Source organism: Bradyrhizobium sp. 61 (genome assembly GCF_023073075.1).
Classification (GTDB): domain Bacteria; phylum Pseudomonadota; class Alphaproteobacteria; order Rhizobiales; family Xanthobacteraceae; genus Bradyrhizobium; species Bradyrhizobium barranii.
Genome location: NZ_JADPIU010000111.1, coordinates 34847 through 61241, shown reverse-complemented (window position 1 = coordinate 61241; position 26395 = coordinate 34847). Strand labels below are relative to the sequence as shown.

Here is a 26395-nt window from a genome sequence, read left to right as displayed (position 1 = left end):
GACGCGCCGTCAGGGGCGTCATTGATGGCGGTGGCACGGTCGCGAGCGTAGAGATTTGGCCTGACGGGCGTATTTCGGTTACAGTCAAAGTGGACAAACACCGTTCGATAGACCCGGAAGATGATCCGGAGGTGTCGCGGAGGCTTCTGTGAAAATTGGACGAACTGCCCTGCCCTTGCCGCGCTACACAAGGCGCAAACGCCTCAAGAAGGGTGGCCTCGGATATTTTTTCGACGTGCCGACTTGGGCACGCAGGAGAGGTTGCCCGGTAAAGAATGAACCTCTCGGCACCGATTACGACTTGGCAGTGCAGCGCACCGAAAAGATACTGCTTCCCGCGTTCGATAGCTGGCTGAGCGGCGGCGAAGATTCTAATCCGGTCGGCATCGGTGTGGTGATCGGAACGCTGGACTGGATGTTTCACGAGTACCGCCGGACGTGGAAACAAAAAACCGCGAAGCGCTTGCAGCCGTTGAGCCCCGGACAATGCCGCGTGCATGAAACCGGCATCAAGATGATCTGCGAATATCTGTTGCAGGACGGCAGGCGTCTAGGCACGCGACGGGTGTCGAGCATCGATACCGCGTTTGCGGACAATCTGTTTGAGAAGCTGCTCTACAAAAATGTCGACGGCGAGCAAATAGAGCGCCGCACCACCGTAAACCACGCCATGAAAACCGCCCGCGGCGCGTGGAACACGATCTCAAGGGCGCACCCCCACATGTTTCCGCCGAGAAACCCGTTCGAGAAGATGGGCCTGCAATCGACATCGCGCGAAACGCCGCATGCGAATTTTGCCGAGTTGGCGGCGTTCCGCGCCACAGCCATCGAGATGGGCTATCCGTCGTTGGCCACGGGAGTTCTGATCGGCTGGGAATGGCTTCAGCGCAAGGCTCACATCTTCATCCGGTTCCTGGCCGAGCACTACCGGCCGGACAGCCGTCCAAACCATGTCTATGTCATCAACTACAAGACCAGCACGGGCTCGTGGGAACCGTTGTTCGATAAGAAGGATAAGCCGCTCTACCCCCTGCTGATGGCTGAGCTGGATGCCATGAAGGCGCTGCGTCCCACGGGCGGTCTCATGCTTCGTCGTGACGGCAGTGGCCTGCCGTGGGGTGGCAAGGGTGAGATGCTGACGCAGGTCGAGCGCATTTCGAAGAAGATCATCATGGCGGCGGGCCTGCGGCCTGAGCTGACGTTCACTTCGTTCGGCCGGCATGGCGGGACCACCGAAGCGAGCACGTCCGGCTTAACGGAAACGCAGTTGATGAAGAAGGGCCAATGGTCATCAACGAAAGCGATGGCGCACTACCTGCACCATGACGATGAGGCCAAACAGGACGCGCAGATCAAGCGCATTAAACGGCGCAAGCAGGCGGCCAAAAAGTGAACGTTTGTCGGAATGAATCAGCCGGGCTTGTCGGAATGAAAAGTCTTTGACGGACCAAGTCATTGAAAACATTGGAGCGGGTGAAGGGAATCGAACCCTCGTATTCAGCTTGGAAGGCTGTTTTATCCCTTGTATCTTCAACTGCATAGCCAAATTTGGCTCCAATTTGGCTCCTGAAGCCAACGGGAGATCGCGAGACGGCGCGCGACACCTTTGTTTTCGGCAGACTACTGGTGAAGCATCGCTCTGGTTCTCAGCTTGTCTCTTACCGTCTCCTTAGGTGAGCCCAGGCGACAAGCCGTTGCTGCCCAGGCGAGCTTCAGTTACAGCCATTTTCCCTCACCGCACACGCCCCGGGCCTGCAGCCAAGGCCCGAAAAATGATATGATTCCTCGACCCGCGGCGTAGCCAGGACAAAACTAGCATTGAAAAACCCGACAACCAGCTCAGCAATTTCGACGCCACGGCGCGGCAAGCGGTCGGCAACGCGGCAGAATCGCAAAGCGTCCGAAATGCCGCCGGACGAATTCTTTAAAGAGGTCGTTGCTCTATTCGACGACTTGTCGAAGCTCAGCACCATTTCCTTTCAATGGGCAACGACCGAGCAAAAGATGGCGACCATATCGGACCTAAAAGAGCGGCTAGATTTTGTATTAAGCGCTGGAATCACCGCGCCCGTCCCCGCTCAAATGCTTGAGGAGATTGAGAAGCGGCGGCTGAAGGCCGAGCATGCTCTCTCAGAGGAGCAGTCTGGCTACCTGCCCGCGTTAAGGCCTCTTGAAGAAAAATTCTCGCAATTTCCCGCGCGCTTGGCCACAATCCATGTGAGGGCAGTTGAATTCAGCACTGCGCGTTCGGGGCTTTTGCAGAGAGAAAAGGACGCATTTGACAACGCCGCCAAGACCGCGGCCCAACTTGCAGAAGACATAAAGTCCCTGAAGGAGCCGGAGCGCGCCCAGATCGTCGAAGTCCTGCGAGGCGCTCTCGGGCCTGAGCTTTCGGCAAAATTTTCCGCGGCAAGCAAACCCGTCCGCCCCATCTCGTCCGTCAAACTCCCTACGAAGCCATTGGAGAAATGGGAGGGTGACAAGCGACGCGGACGGCCCTCCAAGACCGACGAACGGGAAACCGTAACTGAGTTTGTCCGCCGTGTGTATGGCAGCCTCTTTGAGCACGGGTTTACACGTGAAGTTCTACGCGTGATCGATCCGGCCTTGGCCGAAGCCTTGCGGACATATGAGCGAAGGCACCCGGAGTTCTTGCTCTCGGATTTTCCTTCAGTCCCGATGGGGACCAGGACTAATGAACTAATTGATGAGCTGACGTCTATCCTGTCGGAAGACGAGCTTCGCCGCGTCGGCATGACCCTCAATAGCCGCTACCACCGAAAACAACCGGCAACTACCCGGCGGTTAAAAAAATGACCGGATTGTTATTGACGTTGGTCTTTATTTCCATATTATGGCGACATGTGAACTCTTCTGGAGTGTCGCCATGTCCGAACAATTGCCAGTCCGACTGCTGACTTCCGCGGATCTCTACAAGCTTGGAATTACCTACGCCCGCCAAACGCTCCCCCGGCTAGAGAAGGCCGGCCAGTTCCCGCGCCGCGTGAAGCTGACTCCGAATGGCAGTGTCAGATGGGTTGAAAGCGAGATCCACGCTTGGCTGCGCGAGCGCATAAACAAATCGCGCAGCAACGGGTCCACCCCGCCGGCAAGCGCCGCGCAGCAGCACCGGGGGGCATGAGATGTCGCTGGCAGAAGAACTTGTTCCCACCGGCATTCATATCGAGCGGCCGAAGGGACCAGGCCTCGCCAGTCTCGCCGGCATGGACGGGGCCCGCGCCTTTGGCGAAGGCCTTGCGCTCGACCTGAAGGACTATGAGGCGCGCAAAATCCAGTGGTCCGAGGTCGATCCGGGATGCGTGTTCTACGGGCCTCCCGGCACCGGCAAAACGACACTCGCCCGCGCCATCGGCGCAGAGTGCGGCGTGGCGTTCATCGCAACGTCCTTTGCCGACTGGACGAGCGGAAGCGGCGGAGGCCCAGACACCATTGCGCGCATGAAGGAGACGTTCGGAGCGGCGCGGAAGAATGCGCCCTGCATTCTCTTCATCGATGAAATCGACGCCCTCCCCAAGCGCGGCGCAGGCGATCACAACGCCTCATACTTCCAAACCATCGTGAACGGCTTGCTGGAGTTGATCGGCAGCCCCAAAAACAAGGGCGTGGTTGTTATCGCAGCGTGCAACGACCCGTCGAATCTAGACCCCGCACTTATCCGCTCAGGCCGGCTTGACCAGATGATTGAAATTCCCCTGCCCGCGCCGGAGGCATTGGCGGGCATCTTCAAGTTTCATCTGGGGGTGGACGCGCTTAACGTCAGAGACCTCGATCGTATCGCCCTTCATTGCATTGGAAAGAGCGGAGCGGACATTGCGAAAATCGTACGGACGGCCCGGCGCATTGCACGCCAGCAACGCGAGCCCCTGACCGAAACCCACCTGCTTGAGGCAATCACAAAAGCCGCCTCCAAATTAACGCCGGAGCAGTTGCGCGTCGTGGCCGTGCATGAAGCAGGACATGCGGCAATCGCGTTCAGACAGGGAAACCATGGACGGATCATCGTCTCGCTGACTGCGGGCGGAACATACGCATCGATCGATGGTGATGGATCATTGATGACCCGCGACAGCGTCAAGACGCAGCTGGTGAAACTCCTTGCCGGCCGGGCGGCCGAAGAAGCGTTGCTTGGCTGCGTCAGCGGCGGTGCCGGTGGTTCTGAGACATCCGATCTGGCCCTTGCGAGCAAGCTCGCACTGGACGCAATTGCCAGGCGGGGCTTAAGCGCGCGCGGTCACCTCATGTGGTACGAATCGTCCTCAAGCCGCGTCGTGCTGGAATCCTGTTGCGGTGAAGAGGTCGATATCTGGCTGTGCGAAGCCAGCGACGCAGCCCTCGGCCAGATCAGGAATGACGCTGTCTTTGTCGCAATGATCGCCCGCATGCTGTTGAAGTGCGGCACACTGACGGAGAGCGATCTCGCCTCCATCGACCATGCTATGAAAAACATCCCCGCCGATAGGTCGAAAAGTGAGATTTTGGGCACGCTCGGATTCGCACCGCGGGATTCCTCGCCTTCGGGGCAATCGAACGGTGAGGAATTGGGCGCGTGAGCGCGGTCGCGAACGAGCAGTGAGTTTATCTATTGACTGACTCACTTCTGATCTGCACGCTTTTGATGTGAATTCGACGACCGTTACGACCCTTGATGATGAAGTAGAGAAGCCCGCGCCAGTCAGAACCGGAGCTCCCCTTCTCGCAACCGATATCAAGGTCACTGGCCAACCGCTCGATCCAGGCCATGTCGGCCGCATCATCAAGCCGCGTGAACTGGTCGATATCATTGAACTGACGCCGCTGAACCGCAGCGAAACGATTCTATACAATCAGCTGCTTGCCCACGCCTGGAATAACATCCGCACCACGCCGGTCCATAAGGTTCTTAAGGCGAGCCTTCGCGGCAGTCACGAAAGCAATGATCGGCTGCATGACGCGTTTGACAAGCTGATGGGCGCATGGGCCAAAATCCGCGCGCGTGACCAGGCAACCGGCGCCATGGCAACGTTCCGCGTCCACCTGCTTGGCAGCAACAAGGAGGAGGACCAGGACGACGGGTATTTCTATTACACCTTCCCGCCCGACCTTCTGGCCGTCATATCGCAGAGCAAGGCGTGGGCGACTATCAAGTCGCACATCATGTATGCCTTGCGGTCGAAATACTCGATCCGGCTTTACGAGATGGTCGAACGCCGCATCGGGCTCAACAAGCAACACGAAGAGTTCACGGTTGACGAGTTCCGGTCCATGCTTGGCGTGCCGGAAGGAAAGCTCGATCGCTACGCGGATTTCAACAAGTATTGCCTGAAGCCGGCCTTGGAAGAGGTCAATCACCTCACCGACTTCGTCGTGCAGATCGCCGCGATCAAACGCGGCCGCGCGGTGGAGAAGCTGCACATGACCTGGTTCAAGAAATCTCCCGCCGAACTCCGGCAAGCACATGATGAACGCGAAAAAAGCCGCATCGGACGCGCCGCGCGGTGGACCGGCCGTGTCGATGTCATCGCCTTCGATGACCCGGCCTGAACCGTACCGCCCATTTCCTCACCTTTTGGATTCCGGGAAGCAGTGCACGCCCGCTTCCTCACCCGCCGCCGCCCTATGTCTCACGCGACTCCGCCCGTTTCTTCACGCGACTCCGCCCAAAAGCTCACCTAACTCGCCCCTTCCCTCACAATTCGAGCCGGAACATATTGATCTACCGTGCAAATCCGGGCGCTGAATCTGAATCCTTGAATCTAGAATTAAGAGAATGGTCCGGCTAACGCGTGGTGAGGCCAAACATAAGGCTCGCTGGTCGCTCGCAATTGATGGAGTGACCGCGAATGCGGTCACAAGCATTGGCCCCCTCACCCTACGCTCGCGCAAGCGCTCGCTTCGCCGCTCCTCATAACAATGGAATCCGCTAATGCGGATAACCCATGTAAGGATGAGAGCCGAGATTGCATCGCTCACTCACAACCCATGGCGCAACGGAGAGGCTGAAAAGGGGCTTGGCGGGTTGGCGCATGTGGAACCAACCATCAGGCCGCCCGAGATTGGCCTCGTGGATGGACCGCAGACCCCAATAGGGCCGCGTCTGATACGGCTGAAGCCGGCCGTCCGCTACCCTCCCCCCCTCTCACCGGAAACGCATGGACGTCACGATATAGGCGGCGACTCTTTAATGCGCATCGCGACGCCGCCCAATTTCTCACCTTTGCAACGTAAGCTTGACGCTGCCGCGCCGGATCGCCACGCTTTTACCCGTGAACGACGACCCCGTTCTCATCGCCTACGCCGTCAAACGCTCTGCCCGCAGCAAGAAAGCGGCCTGGACGCGGATTGGCCGCGCCTATCCGCACGAGACTGGCGTGGGCCTGACTGTCATTCTCGATGCCGTTCCGGCCGACGGACGCATCATTCTCCTTGAGCGCGACGAGGCCGATGATGATCGCCTCCGGCGCGAGGCAATCCGCCGCCAAAAGTGAGGCGCCGCCCATTTTCTCACCTGAGCGACCTTGGATAAGCGGTTGATCTGCTAGGGTGAGTCTGTTGTGCTCATGCCTCACCAAAAACCAGCCTGCCCGGTTTTAGTCGCTTCGTTGCGTCGGGCCTGGACGCGCGCGGCCCTCGTCTCTGCCGGGCCAGCTTTGACCGCGGGATCTTGGCGCATCCGTATAAGGGCCCGCGACGTGCAGCTCCGAAAACCAGAACAGATCACCACACATTAATGCAAATACGCATCTGCCTATTTGCATGTTGGCTCAATTGCGCATTTCTACAAATCTGCAAGTCCACAAACCGGTAATTCATGCTTTGCGCAAAGCATCACATGCGCAACACCGGAAATCAGCACTTGTCGAATTGAACGAATACGCCATCATTCAAATATCGTTTTGGCTTTTTGCCCAAATCCACATTTGCACAAATTCATATTTGAGGTTTTGCATGATCCTGACATTCGCGTCCTCCAAAGGCGGCGTTGGAAAATCCACCACCTGCGCCGCTGTCGCCGCAGCGTTAGCACTCGAAGGCGCCCGCGTACTGATTATCGATCTCGACCAGAACCGCACGCTCGCCCGCTGGTCGAGAAGGGGGGTCATAGAAGGCCTCACCGTCGCGGCGGTCGAAACCCAGAAATTCGGAGGATTCTTCCGCGACAGCGAGGCCTCCGGCGCATACGATCACATTTGCATCGATCTGCCGGGCACGCGGGAAGTCACTTTGTTCAAGGCGCTCGCCCGGTCAGACCTTGTCATAATACCCGCACAAGCTTCCGAACCTGATTTGCGCGAAGCCTTGGTCGTGGTCGGAGACATCCGCGATGTGAGCGATACGACCGGCCGGCAGATTCCGTACCGGTTGCTTCTCACCAAAATTTTTCCACTGCGCAGCCGCGTTACCGACTTCGCTTACGCCGAGCTGGCCCGCAACGGCTTGCCGCTTTTCCGTACGGCTTTGGTCGAACGCTCGGCCTACCGCGAAATGTTTTTGAATGGCCAGCCGCCAACGGTCACGGAACCAGAGAAGGGGGCTGGCGCCGAGATCACCGCGCTCATCGCCGAAATGCGGGCAATCGTGAACGGGCCCGCCGAATTGTTGAAGGCAGGTTGAGCATGAAGCCAGAACGCAAAGCCTTCCAGCCCTTGAACGCCGACGATCTCGACACCAAAATCGAAACCCTGGCACGGGAGAAGGGGGTTGGCGCTATGGTCAAGCCTGCCAAGGGTGAGCAGGGGCCGAGCGTCCCAAACCCACTCCCCTCAGATGACCCGCCGCAGGCCGCTCAATCCCCGATCCGTAGTGCCCGGAAGGCCCTCAGTCTGGACGTGCCCGGCTATGTGTGGACCGAGCTCAAGATTCGGGCCGCGCACCGCCAGACGAGCGTCAGGCACATTGTTTTGACGGCCTTAAAGGCCGAGGGTTTCCACGTTGCCGAATCGGACATGATCGAAGATGGACGCCGGGCGCGGGGCAAAAACGCCCTACCCTCACAAAAAAACTAGCCAGCCATGGACATTATATGGTACATGTACAATATATAGGGCGTCATGGCGAATGACGGGCCACGCAAGATCCCGGTCGTGTTCTATCGCACGCGGGGCGGAAGCGAAATTGTCCGCAACTGGCTGCGTGATTTGGACGAGGGGGATCGCAACGCGCTAGGGCTCGACTTGATGCGCGTTCAATACCGCTGGCCCGTCGGCATGCCGTTGTGCCGCTCGCTTGGAGACGGGTTGTGGGAGGTTCGCACCGCCCTGCCGAGCAACCGGATTGCCCGCGTCTTGTTCAGCGTGCATCAAGACCGGATCGTGGTGTTACACGGGTTTATCAAGAAGACCCAGAAAACACCCAATGAGGAACTGGCGCTGGCGCGGAGACGTAAACGTGAATTTGAAAGTTGAAGGAGGCTGTCATGGCCAAAAAAACAAAGAGACCGCGTACCACAGGCAAGCTGAGCACTCTTGACGACTTTCTCGTCGCGGACGGCAAGCGAGAAGAGTTCGAAGCCGTGGCCATAAAAGAAGTGCTCGCCTGGCAGATTGCCGAGGCGATGAAGAAGAGCAATCTGTCCCAAGCGGGGTTGGCCGTGCGCATGAATACAAGCCGTAGTCAGGTCAGTCGCTTGCTTGATCCGAAGGACGGCAATGTGACCCTAAGGACTCTTCAGCGAGCCGCACGCATAGTCGGGCGGTCGCTGCGTCTGGAACTGGTCTAGGGTCTGTTTGGTAGTTCGGGAGAATAGATTTTTATGGCGCGACTGACAGAGCAGGAACAGCAGGACATCATCCGTTTTGTCGAAGCCGACAAACCGTTGCCGGAAAAATATCGTTTCCTGCTTTTCGAGGATAAGCGCGAGGTCGAGCTGGTCTGGAATGGTAAAACAAACGAGGTCTGCAACGTCGTACTGCCCTTTCAGACCATCGAACAGGTGGACGAGCCGCGCGCCGAAAAGCCGGAAGATACGGCCGCGCAGCAGGACTTGTTTTCGACCGATAGTCGCGGGCGACAACTCAAAGGCTGGACTAACAAACTTATATGGGGCGACAACAAACTCATTCTGTCATCTTTAAAAAACGGACCGTTGCGCCAGGAAATTGAACGTCAGGGCGGGATCAAGCTCATCTATATCGATCCACCGTTTGACGTTGGTGCCGATTTTTCTATGGACATCGAGATCGGTGGCGACACTTTCACAAAGAAGCCGAACATTCTGGAAGAGATTGCATATCGTGACACCTGGGGCAAAGGCGCCGATTCATTTATTTCGATGATCTATGAACGACTTCTGCTGAGTCGTGACTTACTAACCGATGATGGGAATATTTTTGTTCATTGTGACTGGCGCGTTTCTGGGTATATGCGAAGCGCATTGGACGAAGTTTTCGGAACGGAAAATTTTCGCAACGAAATTATTTGGAAACGTCGAGTAGGAATGAGCAGTGCGGTCCATGAGTCCAATCAATTCGGCGTCTGCACAGACACAATATTGTTCTATGCTAAATCTGATCGTTCTGTTTTTTTTCCTCAGTACAATAAGGATTCTCCCGAGTACCAAGAATACATAAGGACCCGTTTCACCAATATCGACAAGGACGGGAGGCTCTATCAGCCGACAAGCCTGGTAAATCCCGCATATCGTCCAAATTTAATTTATGACTACAAAGGATATAAGTCCCCACCCAACGGCTGGATGATTACCAAAGATAAAATGGAACTGTGGGACAAAGAAGGGAAGCTGCATTTTCCAGAGAATGCCGAGAGCAGAATTCGTCGAAAGAGTTTTGCTGACGAACTAAAAGGAATGCCCGTCCAAAATTTGTGGACCGATATCTATGAGATAAATTCACAGGCCGAAGAGCGGATCGACTACCCTACCCAAAAGCCAGAAGCTCTGATCGAGCGAGTAATCAGGTCATGCTCAGCCGAGGGAGATCTCGTCGCGGATTTCTTTGTCGGTTCGGGCACGACATCTGCCATAGCCGAAAAGCTTGGTCGCAAATGGATTGTCAGCGACCTTGGAAAATTTGCGGTCCACACGACGCGCAAGCGCATGATTGGCGTGCAACGCGGGTTAAAGGCCGAGGGCAAGAACTACCGCGCCTTTGAAATCCTCAATCTCGGTAGATACGAACGTCAGCACTATGTTGGCGTGAATCCGAATTTGCGCGAGGGACAACGTCAAAAGCAGCTTGAAGAAAAGGAAGCGGCATTCCTGGACCTCATCTTGCGAGCCTACCGCGCCGAGCGGACGGACGGCTTTGCCAGCTTTCACGGCAAGAAGGCCGGGCGTCTAGTGGCGATCGGCCCCGTGAACATGCCGGTGTCTAGATTATTCGTCGAAGAAATCATTCTCGAATGCCGCAAGAAGCACATCACTAAGGTGGACATTCTCGGCTTCGAATTTGAAATGGGACTGTTTCCAAACGTGCTGGACGAGGCCCGGGCCAAGGGCATCGACATCGCCCCCAAGTATATTCCGGCCGATGTTTTCGACAAACGAGCCGTCGAGAAGAACCAAGTCGTATTCCATGACGTGTCCTTCATCGAAATAAAGCCACACGTCAAACGAGACAGCGTAGCAGTCGAGTTGACCGATTTTTCCGTTTTCTACTCTCAGGATTCCATTGCCAACGCGGAAGCTACCTTGAAGGACAAGGGCAGCAAGATCGTCGTCGAGAAGGGCCAGATCGTCAAAGTCACTAAGGATAAGAACGGCATTGTCACCCGAGAACCGCTGACGCAGAGCTGGACCGACTGGATTGATTATTGGTCCGTGGACTTCGATTTTGAAAACAAGCGGGAGATCATCCGCACTCAGAATCCCGATACCGGAGAATGGGAAGAATCATGGACCGGCGACTATATTTTCGAGAACGAATGGCAATCCTTCCGTACCAAGAAGAACCGTAAGCTTGAGCTGACCAGTGTCTTCCACGAATGCCCCCCAGGGCGGCGCAAGGTCGCCGTCAAGGTCGTAGATATCTTCGGCAACGACACCATGACGATCGCGGAAGTGACTGTAGGCGGGAAAAAATAATGGCACTTCATCCAGACTTTCCCAGCGATCCACACGCCATTCTCAATCCGGCAATCCGATGGTTCCCTGCTGATGAGGCTATGCGCGAAACCAGCATGGACAAACTCATGCCGCCACTTGTGGCGGCATTGCGCCAAAAGGTGCAGGATTTTCGCAACGGCGGCTATGTTGGTGCGTCTGGCACGAGCCGGAGCTTGCTGAATTGGTGGTTCAACACTCCCCACCTGATCACGCAAGCGGGCGGCAGCATGGCTGAATTTCAGTATTACTTCGCTCAGAGGGAAGCGCTCGAAACCATTGTCTATCTTTATGACGTTGTCGGCGTGAAGGACAAATTTGACCTCATGCGCTTCGACAGCAGCGGCGCAGTGTCCGCCGGCATGTTCGACGAAACTTGGCGGCGTTTCGTAGTCAAGATGGCGACCGGCGCAGGCAAGACCAAGGTTCTAAGTCTGGCGCTGGCCTGGAGCTTCTACCACAAACTCTATGAGCCGGATTCCCAGCTCGCCCGCAACTTTCTCGTCATTGCGCCTAACATCATCGTGCTGGACCGTATTTACAAAGATTTTCGGGGACTTCGCCTCTTTTTCAATGACCCGGTAATTCCAGAAAATGGCTTTGACGGTCGAAACTGGAGGGACGATTTTCAACTGACGCTTCATCTACAGGACGAAGTGAAAATCACGCAGCCGACCGGCAACATTTTTCTCACCAACATCCATCGGATCTATGCGGGTGAAAATATCCCGTCATCGCCAGACGACGATAACACGATGGATTATTTTTTGGGTGCTCGGCCCACCGGCGCGACCACGGACTCCAAGGTTGACCTTGGCATGATAGTCCGCGACATCGATGAGTTGATGGTTCTAAACGACGAGGCCCATCATATTCATGACGCACGGCTAGCGTGGTTCAAATCGATTGAGGACATTCACAACCGGCTCTTGCAGAAAGGCACCGGTCTTTCGCTGCAAATCGACGTGACGGCGACGCCAAAGCATAATAACGGAGCGATTTTCGTTCAGACCGTCGCTGACTACCCTCTGGTCGAGGCAATTTCGCAAAATGTCGTCAAGCACCCAGTGCTGCCCGACGCCCCCAGTCGGGCTAAGCTTTCTGAGCGTCAGAGCGCGAAATACACCGAGAAATACATCGACTATATCGACCTCGGCGTAATCGAGTGGCGCAAGGCCTCCATCGAGCACAACAAGCTTGGCAAAAAGGCCATTCTGTTCGTCATGACGGATGACACTCGCAACTGTGATGATGTGGCGGAGTATCTTGAGGGCCACTACCCCGACCTCAAGGGCGCAGTGCTGGTCATCCATACCAAAGCCAACGGTGAAATCTCCGAAGCAGCGTCGGGCAAGGCGAAAGAAGAACTCGAACTCCTCCGTAAACAGGCAAACGAGATCGACGACCCGACCAGCCCTTTTAAGGCGATCGTTTCGGTCATGATGCTCAAAGAAGGATGGGATGTACGCAACGTAACGACAATTGTCGGCCTTCGGGCGTATTCAGCTAAAAGTAACATCCTTCCAGAGCAGACTTTGGGCCGTGGGCTTCGAAAGATGTATCCGGGCGACATCGAGGAATATGTCAGCGTCGTCGGCACTGATGCTTTCATGGAATTTGTTGAGTCTATTCAGGCCGAGGGCGTCGAGCTAGAGCGCAAGGCAATGGGCGAAGGCACCAGGCCGAAGACACCGCTCGTGATCGAGGTTGATAACGAAAACGACAAGAAGGACATCGACGCTCTCGATATCGAAATCCCTGTGATGACACCGCGGATCTACCGCGAGTATAAGAGTCTAGCGGACCTGGACATTTTCACTTTCGGTCATCGACGCGTTACCTACAGGCAATTCAGCGAACAGGAACAGCGCGAGATCGTCTTCAAGGACATTACGACCGGCGAAGTGACCCACACCACGATTCTTGATACGGCCGGGATCGCCGATTATCGGAGCGTGCTGGGATACTTCACCCAAACCATCATGAAGGATTTGCGGCTTGTCAGCGGCTACGACGTTCTCTATGGCAAGGTTAAAGCCTTTGTGCAGTCCGAATTGTTTGAAAGGGAGGTTGAACTCGACAGTCCGAACACCCTGCGGAATCTCTCAGAACTTGCCGCGACCAAAACGCTGATTGAGAATTTCAAGAAGGCCATCAACGCCTTGACCGTCAGAGACAGGGGCGACGCCGAGATCCGCGATACAATCAAGCTCAGGCAAACGCGCCCCTTCGTGGCCAAGGACCAAGGCTATCTTGTTCCGAAGAAAAGCATTTTCAACCGGATTATTGGCGACAGTCACCTCGAATTGGTATTCGCGGGATTCCTCGACAACTGCTATGACGTTGTGTCCTATGCAAAGAACTATTTCGCGGTGAATTTTAAGCTCGATTACGTCAATGCAGAGGGCAACATATCGAACTACTATCCAGATTTTTTGATCAAGCTGGCTGACAAGCGTATCGTAATTGCCGAAACCAAGGGGCTCGAAGACTTAGACGTGCCGTTGAAGATAGAGCGCCTACGGCAATGGTGCGAGGACATCAACCGGGTTCAGTCCGATGTTATTTACGACTTCGTCTATGTTGATGAGCAGAGCTTTGGGAAGTACAGCCCAAAATCGTTCAAGCAGCTCATGGACGGATTTAGAGAATACAAACTATAAACCGGAACGAGCGTTTTTTTGAACAGACCCCCGGTGAAGAATGAATGCTAGCCAACGCTCATGCCGGGACTGTATGAGCCGCCCCGCTTTCCGTCGAAGTCGAATTCGTACACGGTGCAGGGGCCGAGTGCGGGCTGGTTTTGGCCAAGGAAAAAAGAAAACCCATTTGGTGCTGCGATAAAGAGATGCAGTGCGCCCTGGCGGGGTGCTTCGGTGCCGGCCATACGGATCTTTGCGACGATGGCCTCGGCAAGCATGGTGGCATGACGCCCACCATGGACGCTGCTTTGCGAGGCGCCGCCCGCGGGGCTGGCATACAGAAGCCTACCGATGGCGGCATTGGATTTCAGATACGTCTTTACCTGCGGGCCAATATCGTGGGTCAGCCCAATTGCAATCGCTATCTCTTCGCCATTGCCGACAACCTCCTCCTCGAAAGTGATCTGCGGCCACGCGGAATCGGCGGGCATATCGTCGGCGCTCCAAAAGCGCCGGCCACCGGTGCGTTGCTCGATCGCAATGCGCTTGCCGGATTTGACGTTAAGGATTGCTCCTACGCCAAAGGCCAGAGAGGCGTGCGCATCGAGGATGAGCCGGATCTCATCTGTTTCGCGCGCGGCATCAATTACGAATGACCGCAGTTCCGGCAGCAGCCGATTATTCCAGTCGGCTTCATCCTTGATGTATCGGCCATCGAAATGCGGCACCAGATTAAGGGCCAGATCGCAGCGCGCCTCGATACTGTCGATGGGGTGCATGAAGGAGCGGACGCCAACGGTGACCGGATTGCGTTCGCGGTCCTTGTCGAAGAGACGTTCGGTCTCGCAGAGTTCGCGAAAGGATACGCGATCAAACTCCTTGCGCCCTTGCGCGTGCAGCTTAGCAATCAGGTCATCATAGAAGAAGCCGGCCTCATCGCTCGTGACCTTGATCAGACCGACCGCAGCGAAACGGTCATTGAGCCGTTCGCGCAACTCTTCGCCGGATTCGAGGCGCAGGGTGATGCCGAGCGTCCGCATTACCAATGCAAGCGCCTGCTCGTCCAGCCCTAAATGCTTGCGCCACGCCCTGCGCAGCTTGCCCATCGCACTGGCGTCAGTGGTCCCATCAAATAGTTTATCGAGATCAAGCGCATGCGTTTGTGCCTGCACCAGCTTGATCAGGGGGTCCTTGATATTGACGCGCCAGTTGGTGACCAGCTTAAAGCGCGCGCCTTCCCCTTCGGGCGCGTGACGCTGTTGCGCCTCGTGGGCGCGCTGCAAGAATGACACGGCCGACGCATTGATGAAGGCCGGATCGACGAGATCGGCGTAGCCGAACTCGCCGCCGCGAACGTGCCATTTGCTCTGGAGGTGATCGCGCAGAATCGGCCGGCCGCGGTGATCCTGCGGTGCCCGGGCAGCGTCATACTCAATCAGCACGTCATCGAAGGCCTTCGGCCCAGTTTCGTAGCCGACACGTTTCACCGCCCCGTTGGGGACGAGAAGGGAGGCCGCGTGCAACCAGAAAAGCCGCGCCTGAAAATCGTCACCCTGCTTGCGTGCAGCGACAGCGTTGGTCATTCGTTCATCCTAAGAAGTTGGAAAGTACCGGCCCATGATCTTCTTCCACAACGCCAGAGCTTCACCAGTTTTGCCTTCTTTCTCCAGTCTCATGGCCAGAGCAGCTTGCGTTTCCGCGGCGCGCAAGGCCGTCACCGCCTTGCTGATCAGCTCGGGAGTCATCTGGTCCGACACTGGCGGCCCGTATCCCGCCGGATCCGGCCACGCCCTCGTTATCCCATCGAGCGCGGCTGCGAAGAACCGCCGCACCTCGCTCGGATAGGTCGTGAACGGCGCATCGACAAGACCATGCGCCATCACCTCGATCAGAAACGCCGGCTTGATCGGCTTGTCGGCGGAACGATTCCATCGCTTCACCATCTTCACGAGGGGCACCCATTTCCCATCGAGTGCCTTGTTCTTGTCGGTCGATTGCTGCTTGTGCACCTCAGGATCGGTCTTGATCCACTTGCCGAGATGCCGGTCGGGAATCTCGTAGCAATCGTCCAGCTCGACAGCCGGGACGGTGTCGATTGAAAGCACCTTGCCCTCTTCGTCCTTGGTGTTCTTGTCGAACTCCACGGTGGCGCAGCGGCGGCCGGGATCGACCGCATCGTTGCCGTACTTATCGGCAAGGCAGTTCTGGAAGGCGTCGAGAATCTCGCTTGGCGCCTTGTCGCGCCATTTCTTTTTTTCGTTGTCGCTCAACACGAAGAATATATCGACATCCTTGAGCGGTTTGGTTTTCGTGTGCCGGGCATACGAACCGGTAAGGAAATCGCGCTTGATGTCGAATTTCGCTTTGATGCAATCCCGCACCTCGTTGTGCCGGCGGATCGTATCGGTGCGCTCGGTCTCGCTCAGCTCGAGGCGCTGGCGGTATTTATCGAAGGCTTCCTGGACTGTCATCATCGGTAATACTTCATCGAAGCCATGATGTCGGGAGTCGCAATCACGGTGCCGGCTTCACGGGCGACCATGCCATTCAGCGAAAGAAAGCTTACGCTGCTGATGCCCGGCAAGGTCTTTGCGGTGGCGCTCGGCAGTAACAAGACGCGGTATGTGCAATTGCCCGGTGGCGGTGCGGCCTTTGCGAATGAATCCTGGAAGAAATCGCGATCGACCCACATTTGATCGATATCCGTGCCGTCGTAACGGATAGGGAAATCCCACCGCGCCGAGGCGTGCGTGTCGCCGGGCCGGTAAAACTCGATGATCACGGCGTCGAGGTCGCCGTCCTCCATCCAGGCACGGGCGGCCACATCAACCCAGCTCGACCAGGCGTCAACCAGTTTCTGGGGATCCAGGCCGTGATGACGGATAAGCACCTTGAGCAGGTTGCGCATTTTGTCGGCCACAAAGGTGGCGGTGTGCGCGCGGGCATAAGCATGTACTGATACGGTCATGGACGGTCCAATGCTCCCCAGTCGATCTTCAACGCAGCGCTCTGGGCGCCCGCTTCCTCATCACTGTCATCAGGCTGGTTGGCCACGTCATGCACGGTGATCCGCGGCGCGCGCTCCTTGAGCGTCTTGTTCATCCATGAAACGTCCTCGGGGTCACACGGCGCTGTCATCGCCCAATCGCCCGCAGTCGGCACCCAGTTAAGCTTATCGATGTCTTTGCCCGCCGACATGGCCTCCTCGTTGTACAGGCAGTAGATAACGAGGCGCGGCCCGCTACCCTTCACAACGATCGGGACCGTGGCGGCATGCTCGTCCGCGATAAGCGACTCCATGACACTCGCCGCCGCTTTCAGCGTGCCGGCATCGACCGAACCGGCGCCGACAATCAGATCAGTGACCGCTTGCCACGTCTCGGCGGAGGTGCGGACGGGGATCGAGGCAATCTCGCGACGAACCTTCATGCCGCTTTCTCCGTGGCCGCGGCCTGACCAACGGCGTGTTTGAGGGTCTTGACGATCTGCTCCGGGCGAAGCGTGTTAAGATCCTTGGCGGTCTCTATCGACGAGGCCGCCGCCGTGATGATGGCCTTGCGCAACCGGCGGCCGTCCAATCCATCCGAAGCATGGACGTACGCCGCCATCTGGGTTTTCAGCGCATCGACCTTGGGCCATTCCATGGCCAACTGCTTCAGCACGTCAGCGATGATTTCCTTTCGCGCTTCCGCATTTGGCAAACCGATGTCCTCGATGAGGTCGGCACGCGAGAGCAGCGCGCGGTCAACAGCCTTGATGTAGTTGGTGGTCGCGAAGAGCAACGTGTTGCGGTGCTTCCGGCACAAAAGATCGATGCCGGCGAGCGCGGCGTCAGTAGCCCGGTGAACGTCAATGGGATTGGCTTCGAGGCTCATTCGCTGGCGGTCGGCCGCAAGGGTCTCGACCTCGTCAAGGAGAACAATCGTGGGCCCGCCAGCCGCGAATTCCGGTATGGTTTGCTGGAATAGCTTGGTTACTTCCTTCTGGCTCTTGCCGAGAGAGGAACTGCCCAGAGCATGCGGATCAATCTGGATGAATTTGACCTTCGAGCCGCCGAGCGCGCGCGAAACTTCGTTGGCCAGGCCACGGGCAAGCGTGGTTTTGCCGGTGCCGGGCGGCCCCGCCATAACGATAAGGCCATGCACGGGCATGACCTCGAAGCTGAATTTCTGCCGGAGCTGAAGGGAGAGAAGGGACTGAGCGACCAGCCGGTTCTTGACCTCAGGCGAGATTTTGATCGCATCCCAGGCCGCCGCGAAGTCCTTATGCGGCAACTGGTATTGATCGCTTATGGCCTCCATGAACTCCACTCCCTTGTTCGGTAAAAACCACCCGGCGAGCATGCCCAACGCGGTATCGATTCTAGTTCCATGTGGTGTCGCCCGGGTTCCCTTACAAGGGATCGCGCTCCTCCGCCTGTTTCGATCCCAAATCTAGTGTTATTTCAAATAACACCACAAAAAGTATCGCTACTCCGAACGAACCTATTGATGACCTTTTACGTTGTCAAGGATGAAAAATACCACTACTCTGAACTTTCTGGGAACAGGAGGTCCGGTTGACCACCGCGCTAGGCGACAAAATCCGCGATTTGAGAAAACAGAGAGGCTACACGCTTGAAAAGCTGGCCGAACTCAGCGGATCGAGCAAAAGCTACATCTGGGAACTTGAGAACAAGAACCCACCCCGGCCTTCAGCCGACAAGGTCGCCAAGATCGCTGCCGTGCTTGGCGTCACCGGCGACTATCTCATGAACGCTGGCCTTCAGGTCGAAGATGCTGTCGATGAAGCGTTCTACCGGCGATATCGGCAGATGGATCCCGAAACCAAAAAGAAATTCCGTCACATGGTCGATTTGTGGGGCGATGATAAGTGAAGGCATCGCCAACACCGGAACGCTGGGCCATCGATCTCAGTGTGATGATGAACAAGGTGCTTGGACCCGAGCACTTCCCCATAAGCGTTCCGGTTCTGGCCCGCGAATATTCATCGCAACGCTATCCTGACGATCCGATTTCGGTCGTCGTCGGCGATACCCTTCCCGGCTTCGACGGGGCACTGATCAAAGCGCCGAAGGGCAAGAAGGGCTGGGGTATTTTTTACAACGACGCGATCAAATCTGAAGGGCGTATCAATTTTACGCTGGCGCACGAATTCGGCCATTACCTTGTCCATCGCACACTATACCCGAACGGCTTTCGCTGCGGCGAGCAGGACGTCGTTCGTTGGGACAGCGAGTACGGCCAGATTGAGCACCAGGCTAACGTGTTCGCCGCCAACATCCTTATGCCGCTTGATGACTACCGCCGTCAGATTAAGGCTGACGCACGGGTCGATCTCGACACGATAGCGCAATGCGCAGACCGTTACCGCGTGTCCCTTATAGCCGCAGTGCTTCGTTGGCTTTCTTACACGACGCGGCGCGCGGTTCTCGTTGTATCACGCGATGGCTATATCCTGTGGGCACGATCAAGCAGCGAAGCGCTTAAGACCGGCGCCTTCTTTCGTACATCCCGCGGCCCAATCGAGATTCCCGCACTATCCCTCGCAGCCCGACAGGACGGCCTCGTTGACGGACGTACGGGCGTGCTCTTGCCGCCAGGTGTATGGTTTCCTGAAGAGGTCCGCGAAATGACGATCTTTTCAGAGCAATACGACTTCGCTGTTTCGCTTCTTATGCTTGAAAACCGTGAAGGTTATGTCTGGCATCAGGAAGAAGAGCCGGATACTTATGATCGCTTTTCCGCGGGCCGTTAGCGGTGGTATTGTTGCAATCACTTTCAACAGGTCTTTCTCATGCGAGGGGCAGCATCAGCGTCTTGAGACTCACTAACGCCGAGCATGGGCCAGACGCATGACCCTCATCGCAAGCACAGTTCCCGACGGATGGGCGCAACTGGAGGAATCGGTTGCGGTAATTCTCAGCGAATGCGGCATGGCCGTTCAGCACCAGGTTCGACTGCCGCTTCCCCGCGGTCACTACGACGTTGATGTTCTGGCAGAAGAGACTGTTGAAGGCATTACGTACCGCATCATCTGCGAGTGCAAAAACTGGCGCACGAATGTCCCTCAGGAGAAAGTGCATGCCTTCCGCACGATCATGCAGGAGACAGGCGCGAACCGAGGCTACATCATCTCACGCACCGGCTTTCAGGTCGGTGCCATCGCGGCCGCGCAAGCGACCAATATCGAGCTTGTGACGTACGCTCAGTTCCAGGAACTTTACTTCACGAAGTGGTTCGGCAAGCGGCTTTGGGCCATCGAGCACTCGGTCGGCAACTTCAATGTCTATTATGAACCGCTCGGCAGGCCGGGCTATCATCTCTTGCAGAATGATGAGCATCGCGCCGCTTACGACGCGATTTGGAACAAATACTGTTTCGCGGGGGTGATGCTCATGCATTTTTCGCCGTACACCAGACTGGCCGGACACCAACAACTTACGCCGCTGCCGTTCGACGCGCGCGATCTTGAACGCGAAGGCTATGAGGTACCGGACGACATAAAAGCCGCCACAGGCTATCGCGAATTCCTCCATTTGCTGGAGAACTACGCGCAGGCGGGCTTGCTCGAATTGCGCGCAGTGAATCCGATTACACGCGAACAGCCTGCGGATGCGATCGTTGAAGAGCTGGACGCTCCCATGCCACCGCAGACCGGTCGATGAGGATGCATGGTTCAGCTTAAGCACGCTGATCGCCGCATCATCGAAGAAGATAATGGGCTCGGGCTACGTTCTGAATTTCTCGGACAGAACCTTTGCCGAGTTCTTTGAAGATCAGGGTATCAAGATTTATCAGGAGAAATACGACTTCAAGGGCACCTCCAAAGCCAATCACATGCGGGCATTCATGGAGGTCGAAAGCCCGGCCACGGTCTGTCGCGTGCTTAGAGAGCTATGGACCCATCGCGAGAGTCGAGCGGAATACAACAAGACCGAGGCGGATGCCCAACTCCGGGCCAGGTTCTTTGCGGCGATCGATCGCATAGAGAATACGTCGGCTGCGCCACGCTTGGATGCCATCGAGCGGTTCCAGGAAGACGAGACCCTTGAAGAACTTGTAGCCTCCATTGAACGCGACATTGGCGCCAATCGCCCAGCTGCTGCGCTTGATCGGCTGCATACCTACTGCATGAAGAAATTTGGCCATCTTCTCGACAGCCGGAACATTGTCTGGGAACGATCAGAGCCTCTTCACAGCCGCGTCGGCAAATACGTCAAAGCGCTTAATCAAGAGCGGGACCTGCGCGAGGTGACTGCGCAAATTGTAAAGAACGGCATTGGCGTTTTTGACAAATTCAATCATGTCCGCAACAATCAGTCGCTCGCGCATGATAACGAGCTGCTAGATCAGGCAGAGGCCCGCTTTATCTATGACTCGATTACTGCGTTTCTGCGATTTGTCAAAAGCGTGGAAGCAGGCCGCTTCGGCGGCGTGACCCCCTACCCTGATTTGTCGTAATCTATATTATCACTCCGCACTTTTCCATTTTGGTTCAGTGACTTGGCAGAACCAAACCTGCATTTGCGCATTTGCATGATCGTTCGGATCCAAGTGAGGGCTTCCGGCGTGGTCGGCGCTGAAGAGTACGCATTTAGGCAAGATCGACAACTTTACTTCCAGGCCGCAGTGTCTGGATCAGGTCTGTGTTTTTAGTCGCTATTATCGAACTCTTTTGGGCCAACGCCTGGTTGATGCTATGGACCTGATCCGGGGTCGTAACGACGCGAGCAGGCAAGTCCATCCGTCCGACCAAAACAACACAATAGCGGGGGTTGAAGGGCAACCAAATCTCGACTGAGCTGTGACGCAGATCAGACGACTGGTCCGATGTCTTAATGACGTTGCTGCTGCCGATGACAAACTCTGAGCCGTCAGGGGCTTCAACAAACACCAGCGTTTTATCGCGAAAAATCCCGAGAACCTCTCCCGATGACTTTCTGAGAGCTCTACCGGGAATTTGCTTGCGAATTTCAGCGGTGTTTATGCTGCCAATCAGGGTATCCTTCTCTGCCTCTGACAAAGGCCGGAATTTTTGCTCAAACTCTTCGATCGCAGCTTCGACGCGCGACCGAAACGACTCGTGCGTCAGCACTCGCACATGCATATCCGGCACACGTCGCCATTGCTCGTAAATGAACAGCTCAAGCAACTCCCGGTTCGTACCAGCAAGGATGGGATCAATGGCCTTATTGAGAACGCCCTCAATTCGATCAAGCAATTGATCAGCAGCATGCTCCAGTCTGGCGTATCTGTGCTCAAGTGAGAAATCTCTCACTCCATCATCGTTCTGAGGCGAATAAAGATAGCGTTGGTGGAGTATATTCTCTGGCGTCGTTGGGCGGATCAGATTATCCGGACTCCTTCGATCATGAAAAAAGAACTTTCCATCAGGTCGTGCGAACCTCTTCAACAGCATAACGGGCACAAAATGCTGTTTCTTCGGTTCATTCATCTCTCAATTCCTGTCCCTCTTCCCGACATCACTATTGAGCTGGCTGATCTCTAACCCGCTTCAGACCGGATCAGTGGGTGTTTACCGAACCTGTTTGACCGAACGCATTACGCTTCCGGCCGTGTTTAAGCCAAGCCCCAAATCCAGGCAAAGCTTGAAAAACTCCTCTGGCGCGTCCGCCTTGTCGAGATGATGTTGCCGCGTGAGGTCTCGCGCGTACTTGCCAATCGGGACAACATCGCTCGACGTCACCCACTGAGGATTGCCAACCTTTTCTTCGAATGCCGATATGACTTCATCGGAAAGATCAGCTCCGAAAAGAAAATAGCGAAGATGCGGGATGAAATGGGGGTGCGTATAGATGTCGGCACCGATACAGCCATTGCGCTCAAACAATCCTTTGCGCGAGGCTTTGACCCTCCCCTGATTGTACCGCGGATCCTTCCACCAGCTCAGACGCGCTGCTGGCATGGCATCTCGCTCGCTAAGAGACTTCAGAAGCGCAAGGATCGGCTTCTTGTTGGCGAGATACGCGGCGTGACCCTCGTCGTGATGGTCATGCGAGACGCGCAGGTCGATGCTGGCGACAAACGCCGCCTCTTCGTCCGTTAGCTTGATATGATATTTCTCCATCGCATCCGTGCCCTGATTCGTTCCGGCCATACGCTCGCTTGCAATCGGGCAGCAGTTTCAAAGCTATGCCACGTTTTTCAAGGGATCATCATGATGGTCGAGCACAGCGGTCGAGACGTTGCCGCCGAATGCAGTGCGAGCCACGCCAACTAGATGCTGATGGTGGGTAAAGAACAGCACCTGCGTCTTTTCCGAGAGCTGGCGCAGCACTTTGAATCCGGCGGCAGCGCGCTCGTCGTCATAATTGATAAACAGATCATCAGCGATGAACGGAACTGGCCCGGCATGGACGAGATATTCTTCGACGGCGGCGACGCGAAGGGCCATGAACAACTGATCGGCGGCCCCCTCACTCAAGCCGGAAACCCCAACCACGCTCCCGTCGCGCCGGACACCTGCGAGATGAGGAACGTCCTTCTCATCGTATTCGAGCGCGAGCCTTTCAAAGGATCCGCCGGTCAGGATCGAGAACAACTCCCCCGCCCGCTTGAGCAGAGGCGCCTGCTTTTCGCGGCGGAAACGCTCGATCGCCCATTGCAGGATGAGCGATGCTGAACGAACGCGGGCATATTGACTGGCGGCGTCTCTCATATCCGCGAGCGCTGCCTGACGGTCGGACGCAGCCTTTGCGGCGGCAGCGTCGCCGCCAAGTGCTTCGAAAACGCGCGCCGCGTCGTTACGCTGCTGGATGGCCTCAAGCTGGCGCTGTCTTTGATCCTTCAAGGATTGCGATAGCGTCTGTTCGCGTGCCGCCGCTTGATCCAAGTCGCTGTTGCGGCACTCCTCGGCCAGAGCCTCAATGCCAAGACCATCGCCGTCTCCTTCGAGCGTAATGTGCAAGCTTGCCTGTTCATCCTTAAGCCCGCGCAGCAAATCGGATTGCCTTATGGCTGCGCGCAATGCATCCAGCGTCACGCCTGCCGCCTGTTGCAGCTTCAGGATAATTTCCTGCGCGGCTTCTCTCGACTTGTCGCAATCCTCTAATTTCTTTTGAAGGCCCTGGATAGCCGCTTTCTTTTCGCCAAGCGTTGCCTGGCTTTGCTTCGCGTCATTCAGCCTCGCCTGCAATTTGATAACAACGTCGTCAGCATCCGCGCCTGCCAAATCCGTTGCTACGGATGCAGCGAGTCTCGCTACCTCGCTTTCAAATGCTGTAATATCCCGCTCGATCTTGCCGATGCGCTCATGCTGCAGGTCCGCAATCTTTGCGGCGACGTCGCGCATCTGTTCCAGAGCTTCGATCTGGCCTTGTATGGTCTCGACCGCCGCCTCGCCCGATAAGTTCAGCGCTGCCAAGGCCTCCTTCCATTCGTTTTCCCACTCGCGCTGCTCTTTCTCGGCGCTTTCGAGGGCCTTGCTCTTTCGCTCTGCGTCAGCCTTGATCTTGCGTTCCTCAAGCTCCAGCTCGGCACGCTTTTGCGCAATCGCTTCCTGCGTCCGGATGCGCAACTCCGCCGTCGCCAGAATGCCGTTGAGCGGCAGACTTTCTGCGGCGGCGGTAACCGCAGGATCCTGCAGTATGCCAACAAGCTGCTTCCTGGCGTCCGCAATCTCCTGCTGCAGCGATGCCGACGACCGGAGGGCAGCGTCGCGCTTGGCGATCTGGCCAAGCAACACTGTCCTTGCATCGAGCCATTCGAGCATTTCATCCGGGGTCGATGGCGTGTCCGTAACACCGGTCCACATGCCCACCCATGCGGCGGCCAGTCCCGACTGCTCCAGGGTTAGCGCTTCCAGCTCTTCTTTTTGCGCGTGTAGTCCGTCTTCCTGTTCAGCAATCTGCCGGGCCAGCACCATCGCTTCGGCCGTCGATTGCGCATTCTCAAAACGCTGATCGGCAGCTCCGTCGGCATGGCCGATGCTCGCCTCAAATGCGCTCAGTAGGGAACCGCCCTTCGTGAATTCCTGTTCGTCGGCATCTGGCACGGCGACGTTCTCAATGTGCTTCCGCTTTATGATGGACCATCCGGCATCACGATGCTCCCGCAATCTCGTCATCTCGCCTGCGGACACAATCCCTTCATCCGAGACAAGCCGGAGGTAAGCTTTGCGATTGTTCTCGACCATGCGGGCGGATTCACGGATTACCGCCTCATGGTTATGGATGCGACGTTCCAATTCGCGGGCCGCATCACGGTGCGCCTTGACTGCTGCGTTGGTCGGCGTCCGCATGGCACGCAAACGCACCTCGTCTGCAACCGCGGGATTCATCGACGCCATTTGCTGCTGACAGAGATCATCGGCGTCCCGCCGCTCTCTTTCGGCCGCCTGCAGACGCGCATCCAGGTCACCGAGGGCGCGGATGGATTTGACGACGCCCGCCAGCGCCGAAACATCCTGCGCGGCACCCACCGCTTCGATGCGGATGCGAATATCCTCTACCTTCTCAAGCGCGTCCTCGACCGCTTTTCGAGCGTTTCCGACCGCCGTGAAACGGCTACCGCGCGCGGTCAACAACCCACGGACAACCGAGACCTTGGCACGCACGGGAATCCTGGCGATCAAGTGCTCGACAGTTGGACCCGTCCATTCCAATTCGGCCGCCAGGCGTTTCAGCGCCTCTTCTGAAGTCGCGAGATCCGCGCGCCGCTTTGGTAAGTCCGCCCTGCCCGACGCAACCTGGATGCGGCGTTCATAGAGCCGCTCTATTTCCGATCCGTGCTGCAGAAGGTTGTCATCGATGACCAGGCCAGCGCACTCCACGCCGATGGCCGCGATCTGTTCGCCGAACGCGCTGATGCGCACGTCTGCGGCAGCGTTATCGGAGGCCGCTTTCTCGAATTCGCTTGCGGCGCCGGCAGGAAGAACAGCAACACCACCCAGTCCGGCGATTTCGCGCTCGATTTCCGCCAGACGCCGCACGGCACGATAAACGCGCCGAATGCGCGCGATTTTGGCGAGTTCGGTGACCTGACCTTCGATGTCCTTTTCAATGCCGGCGCAGCGCTCGCGCGCCTCATCGAAAGCCGATTTCAGTTCCTGCCACTTGCTTGCCGTCACGATGTGCTGCCGCAAGGCAGTATCCGCATCCTTGAGGCGGTCTTCGGCCTGGTAATATTTTCGATGCCCCGCTTTGCGGCTGGCCCAAAGCCCTTCCGCCTCTTCCTGCATCGCCGCAAGAAGGCCCCGGAGGCCCGACACGCCTGCCCCGGCAGCGAACAAGGTAGCGCCGACATCGTCCTTGGCCTGGATAATGTCACGCCCGCCGACGCGCAGGCGCTCATGATCGAGACAGAACATCCTGCAAAAGAAGGCGCGATCAATCCCTCCGAGCAGTGGCCCAAGCGTCCCGTCGCCTGTGCTCAAGGGCAGATCGTCCCATCCCAGGATGGTATCTTTATTGCCCTTGCGCCGCCGGATGGCGAGCGTATTCGCATCGTGTTCCAACGTCGCACCAATCCGAAGCGCAGCGTTTTCATGAAGAAAGTTGCGAGGAGACTGACCGGGAATTCCGAACAGCAAATCTTCAATCGCCGACATTGTCGTCGATTTCCCAGCCTCGTTCTCACCGTACACGATGTGAAAATCCGGCCCGCCTGACGGAAAAGCGAGCGTCCGGTCGGTGAAATGCCCGTAGCGAATAAGATCAAGAGAACGCAAACGCATT

At 56.7% G+C, this 26395-nt stretch carries 24 protein-coding genes; 16 read left to right on the top strand and 8 right to left on the bottom strand.

Annotated elements, in window-relative coordinates:
* The first annotated feature begins 148 nt into the window (after positions 1-148).
* The 12 genes from IVB46_RS42140 to IVB46_RS42085 all read left to right on the top strand — a co-directional run bounded on the left by IVB46_RS42140 (position 149) and on the right by IVB46_RS42085 (position 13719).
* Complete coding sequence (locus tag IVB46_RS42140; RefSeq protein WP_247345678.1) at positions 149-1393, top strand: hypothetical protein; 1245 nt, start codon at positions 149-151, stop codon at positions 1391-1393.
* Between the two features lie 425 nt (positions 1394-1818).
* Entirely contained in the window at positions 1819-2817 is a 999-nt protein-coding gene (locus tag IVB46_RS42135; protein WP_247345675.1) for a hypothetical protein, read from the top strand.
* Positions 2818-2887: 70 nt separating this feature from the next.
* A complete protein-coding gene (locus IVB46_RS42130; protein ID WP_247345673.1) occupies positions 2888-3142 on the top strand; it encodes an AlpA family phage regulatory protein in 255 nt (84 codons plus the stop codon).
* A 1-nt stretch (position 3143) separates the two neighbouring features.
* On the top strand, positions 3144-4571 hold the full coding sequence (locus IVB46_RS42125; RefSeq protein ID WP_247345669.1) for an AAA family ATPase: 1428 nt from the start codon (positions 3144-3146) through the stop codon (positions 4569-4571).
* Positions 4572-4638: 67 nt separating this feature from the next.
* Positions 4639-5541: a replication initiation protein gene (locus IVB46_RS44755; RefSeq protein WP_247345665.1), complete on the top strand. Its 903-nt coding sequence runs from the start codon at positions 4639-4641 to the stop codon at positions 5539-5541.
* Between the two features lie 686 nt (positions 5542-6227).
* Complete coding sequence (locus tag IVB46_RS42115) at positions 6228-6485, top strand: hypothetical protein (RefSeq protein ID WP_247345662.1); 258 nt, start codon at positions 6228-6230, stop codon at positions 6483-6485.
* Positions 6486-6945: 460 nt separating this feature from the next.
* Positions 6946-7611 carry a ParA family protein gene (locus tag IVB46_RS42110; protein WP_276010593.1) on the top strand — a complete coding sequence of 222 codons (666 nt, stop codon included), beginning with the start codon at positions 6946-6948 and terminating at the stop codon, positions 7609-7611.
* A gap of 2 nt (positions 7612-7613) precedes the next feature.
* A complete protein-coding gene (locus tag IVB46_RS42105) occupies positions 7614-8003 on the top strand; it encodes a hypothetical protein (protein WP_247345657.1) in 390 nt (129 codons plus the stop codon).
* Between the two features lie 78 nt (positions 8004-8081).
* Entirely contained in the window at positions 8082-8402 is a 321-nt protein-coding gene (locus IVB46_RS42100) for a type II toxin-antitoxin system RelE/ParE family toxin (protein ID WP_247345654.1), read from the top strand.
* 11 nt (positions 8403-8413) lie between these two features.
* Positions 8414-8716 (top strand): XRE family transcriptional regulator, encoded by a 303-nt coding sequence (locus IVB46_RS42095; protein ID WP_247345651.1) that lies wholly within the window; start codon positions 8414-8416, stop codon positions 8714-8716.
* Positions 8717-8749: 33 nt separating this feature from the next.
* On the top strand, positions 8750-11038 hold the full coding sequence (locus tag IVB46_RS42090) for a site-specific DNA-methyltransferase (RefSeq protein ID WP_247345649.1): 2289 nt from the start codon (positions 8750-8752) through the stop codon (positions 11036-11038).
* Complete coding sequence (locus tag IVB46_RS42085; protein WP_247345646.1) at positions 11038-13719, top strand: DEAD/DEAH box helicase family protein; 2682 nt, start codon at positions 11038-11040, stop codon at positions 13717-13719. Before IVB46_RS42090 ends, IVB46_RS42085 begins: the two co-directional genes overlap by 1 nt.
* Before the next feature lie 47 nt (positions 13720-13766).
* On the opposite strand, the gene IVB46_RS42080 is transcribed toward IVB46_RS42085, so the two are convergent.
* From IVB46_RS42080 to IVB46_RS42060, 5 genes are read right to left on the bottom strand one after another with little or no spacing between them, the layout of a single operon-like run.
* Positions 13767-15281, bottom strand: coding sequence for an SAVED domain-containing protein (locus IVB46_RS42080; RefSeq protein WP_247345642.1), 1515 nt, complete (start codon positions 15279-15281; stop codon positions 13767-13769).
* Positions 15282-15290: 9 nt separating this feature from the next.
* Complete coding sequence (locus tag IVB46_RS42075; RefSeq protein WP_247345638.1) at positions 15291-16172, bottom strand: CBASS oligonucleotide cyclase; 882 nt, start codon at positions 16170-16172, stop codon at positions 15291-15293.
* Complete coding sequence (locus IVB46_RS42070) at positions 16169-16666, bottom strand: hypothetical protein (RefSeq protein ID WP_247345635.1); 498 nt, start codon at positions 16664-16666, stop codon at positions 16169-16171. Before IVB46_RS42070 ends, IVB46_RS42075 begins: the two co-directional genes overlap by 4 nt.
* Positions 16663-17127 carry a hypothetical protein gene (locus IVB46_RS42065; RefSeq protein ID WP_247345632.1) on the bottom strand — a complete coding sequence of 155 codons (465 nt, stop codon included), beginning with the start codon at positions 17125-17127 and terminating at the stop codon, positions 16663-16665. The genes IVB46_RS42070 and IVB46_RS42065 overlap by 4 nt, the downstream gene beginning before the upstream one ends.
* Positions 17124-18041: an AAA family ATPase gene (locus IVB46_RS42060; RefSeq protein ID WP_247345964.1), complete on the bottom strand. Its 918-nt coding sequence runs from the start codon at positions 18039-18041 to the stop codon at positions 17124-17126. Before IVB46_RS42060 ends, IVB46_RS42065 begins: the two co-directional genes overlap by 4 nt.
* Before the next feature lie 215 nt (positions 18042-18256).
* Here IVB46_RS42060 and IVB46_RS42055 point away from each other — a divergent pair, with 215 nt between their 5' ends.
* The 4 genes from IVB46_RS42055 (at position 18257) to IVB46_RS42040 (ending at position 21161) form a co-directional block, all read left to right on the top strand.
* On the top strand, positions 18257-18574 hold the full coding sequence (locus tag IVB46_RS42055) for a helix-turn-helix transcriptional regulator (protein WP_247345628.1): 318 nt from the start codon (positions 18257-18259) through the stop codon (positions 18572-18574).
* Complete coding sequence (locus IVB46_RS42050) at positions 18571-19455, top strand: ImmA/IrrE family metallo-endopeptidase (protein WP_247345625.1); 885 nt, start codon at positions 18571-18573, stop codon at positions 19453-19455. Before IVB46_RS42055 ends, IVB46_RS42050 begins: the two co-directional genes overlap by 4 nt.
* A 97-nt stretch (positions 19456-19552) precedes the next feature.
* Positions 19553-20365, top strand: coding sequence for a restriction endonuclease (locus IVB46_RS42045; RefSeq protein WP_247345622.1), 813 nt, complete (start codon positions 19553-19555; stop codon positions 20363-20365).
* Positions 20322-21161: an abortive infection family protein gene (locus IVB46_RS42040; RefSeq protein ID WP_247345619.1), complete on the top strand. Its 840-nt coding sequence runs from the start codon at positions 20322-20324 to the stop codon at positions 21159-21161. Before IVB46_RS42045 ends, IVB46_RS42040 begins: the two co-directional genes overlap by 44 nt.
* A 133-nt stretch (positions 21162-21294) precedes the next feature.
* Here IVB46_RS42040 and IVB46_RS42035 read toward each other — a convergent pair whose 3' ends face one another.
* From IVB46_RS42035 to IVB46_RS42025, 3 genes are all read right to left on the bottom strand, one after another.
* Positions 21295-22155: a DUF4238 domain-containing protein gene (locus IVB46_RS42035; protein ID WP_247345614.1), complete on the bottom strand. Its 861-nt coding sequence runs from the start codon at positions 22153-22155 to the stop codon at positions 21295-21297.
* 81 nt (positions 22156-22236) lie between these two features.
* Positions 22237-22818, bottom strand: coding sequence for a hypothetical protein (locus IVB46_RS42030; RefSeq protein ID WP_247345611.1), 582 nt, complete (start codon positions 22816-22818; stop codon positions 22237-22239).
* A 33-nt stretch (positions 22819-22851) separates the two neighbouring features.
* Positions 22852-26394: a YhaN family protein gene (locus tag IVB46_RS42025; RefSeq protein ID WP_247345608.1), complete on the bottom strand. Its 3543-nt coding sequence runs from the start codon at positions 26392-26394 to the stop codon at positions 22852-22854.
* Position 26395 lies beyond the last annotated feature (1 nt).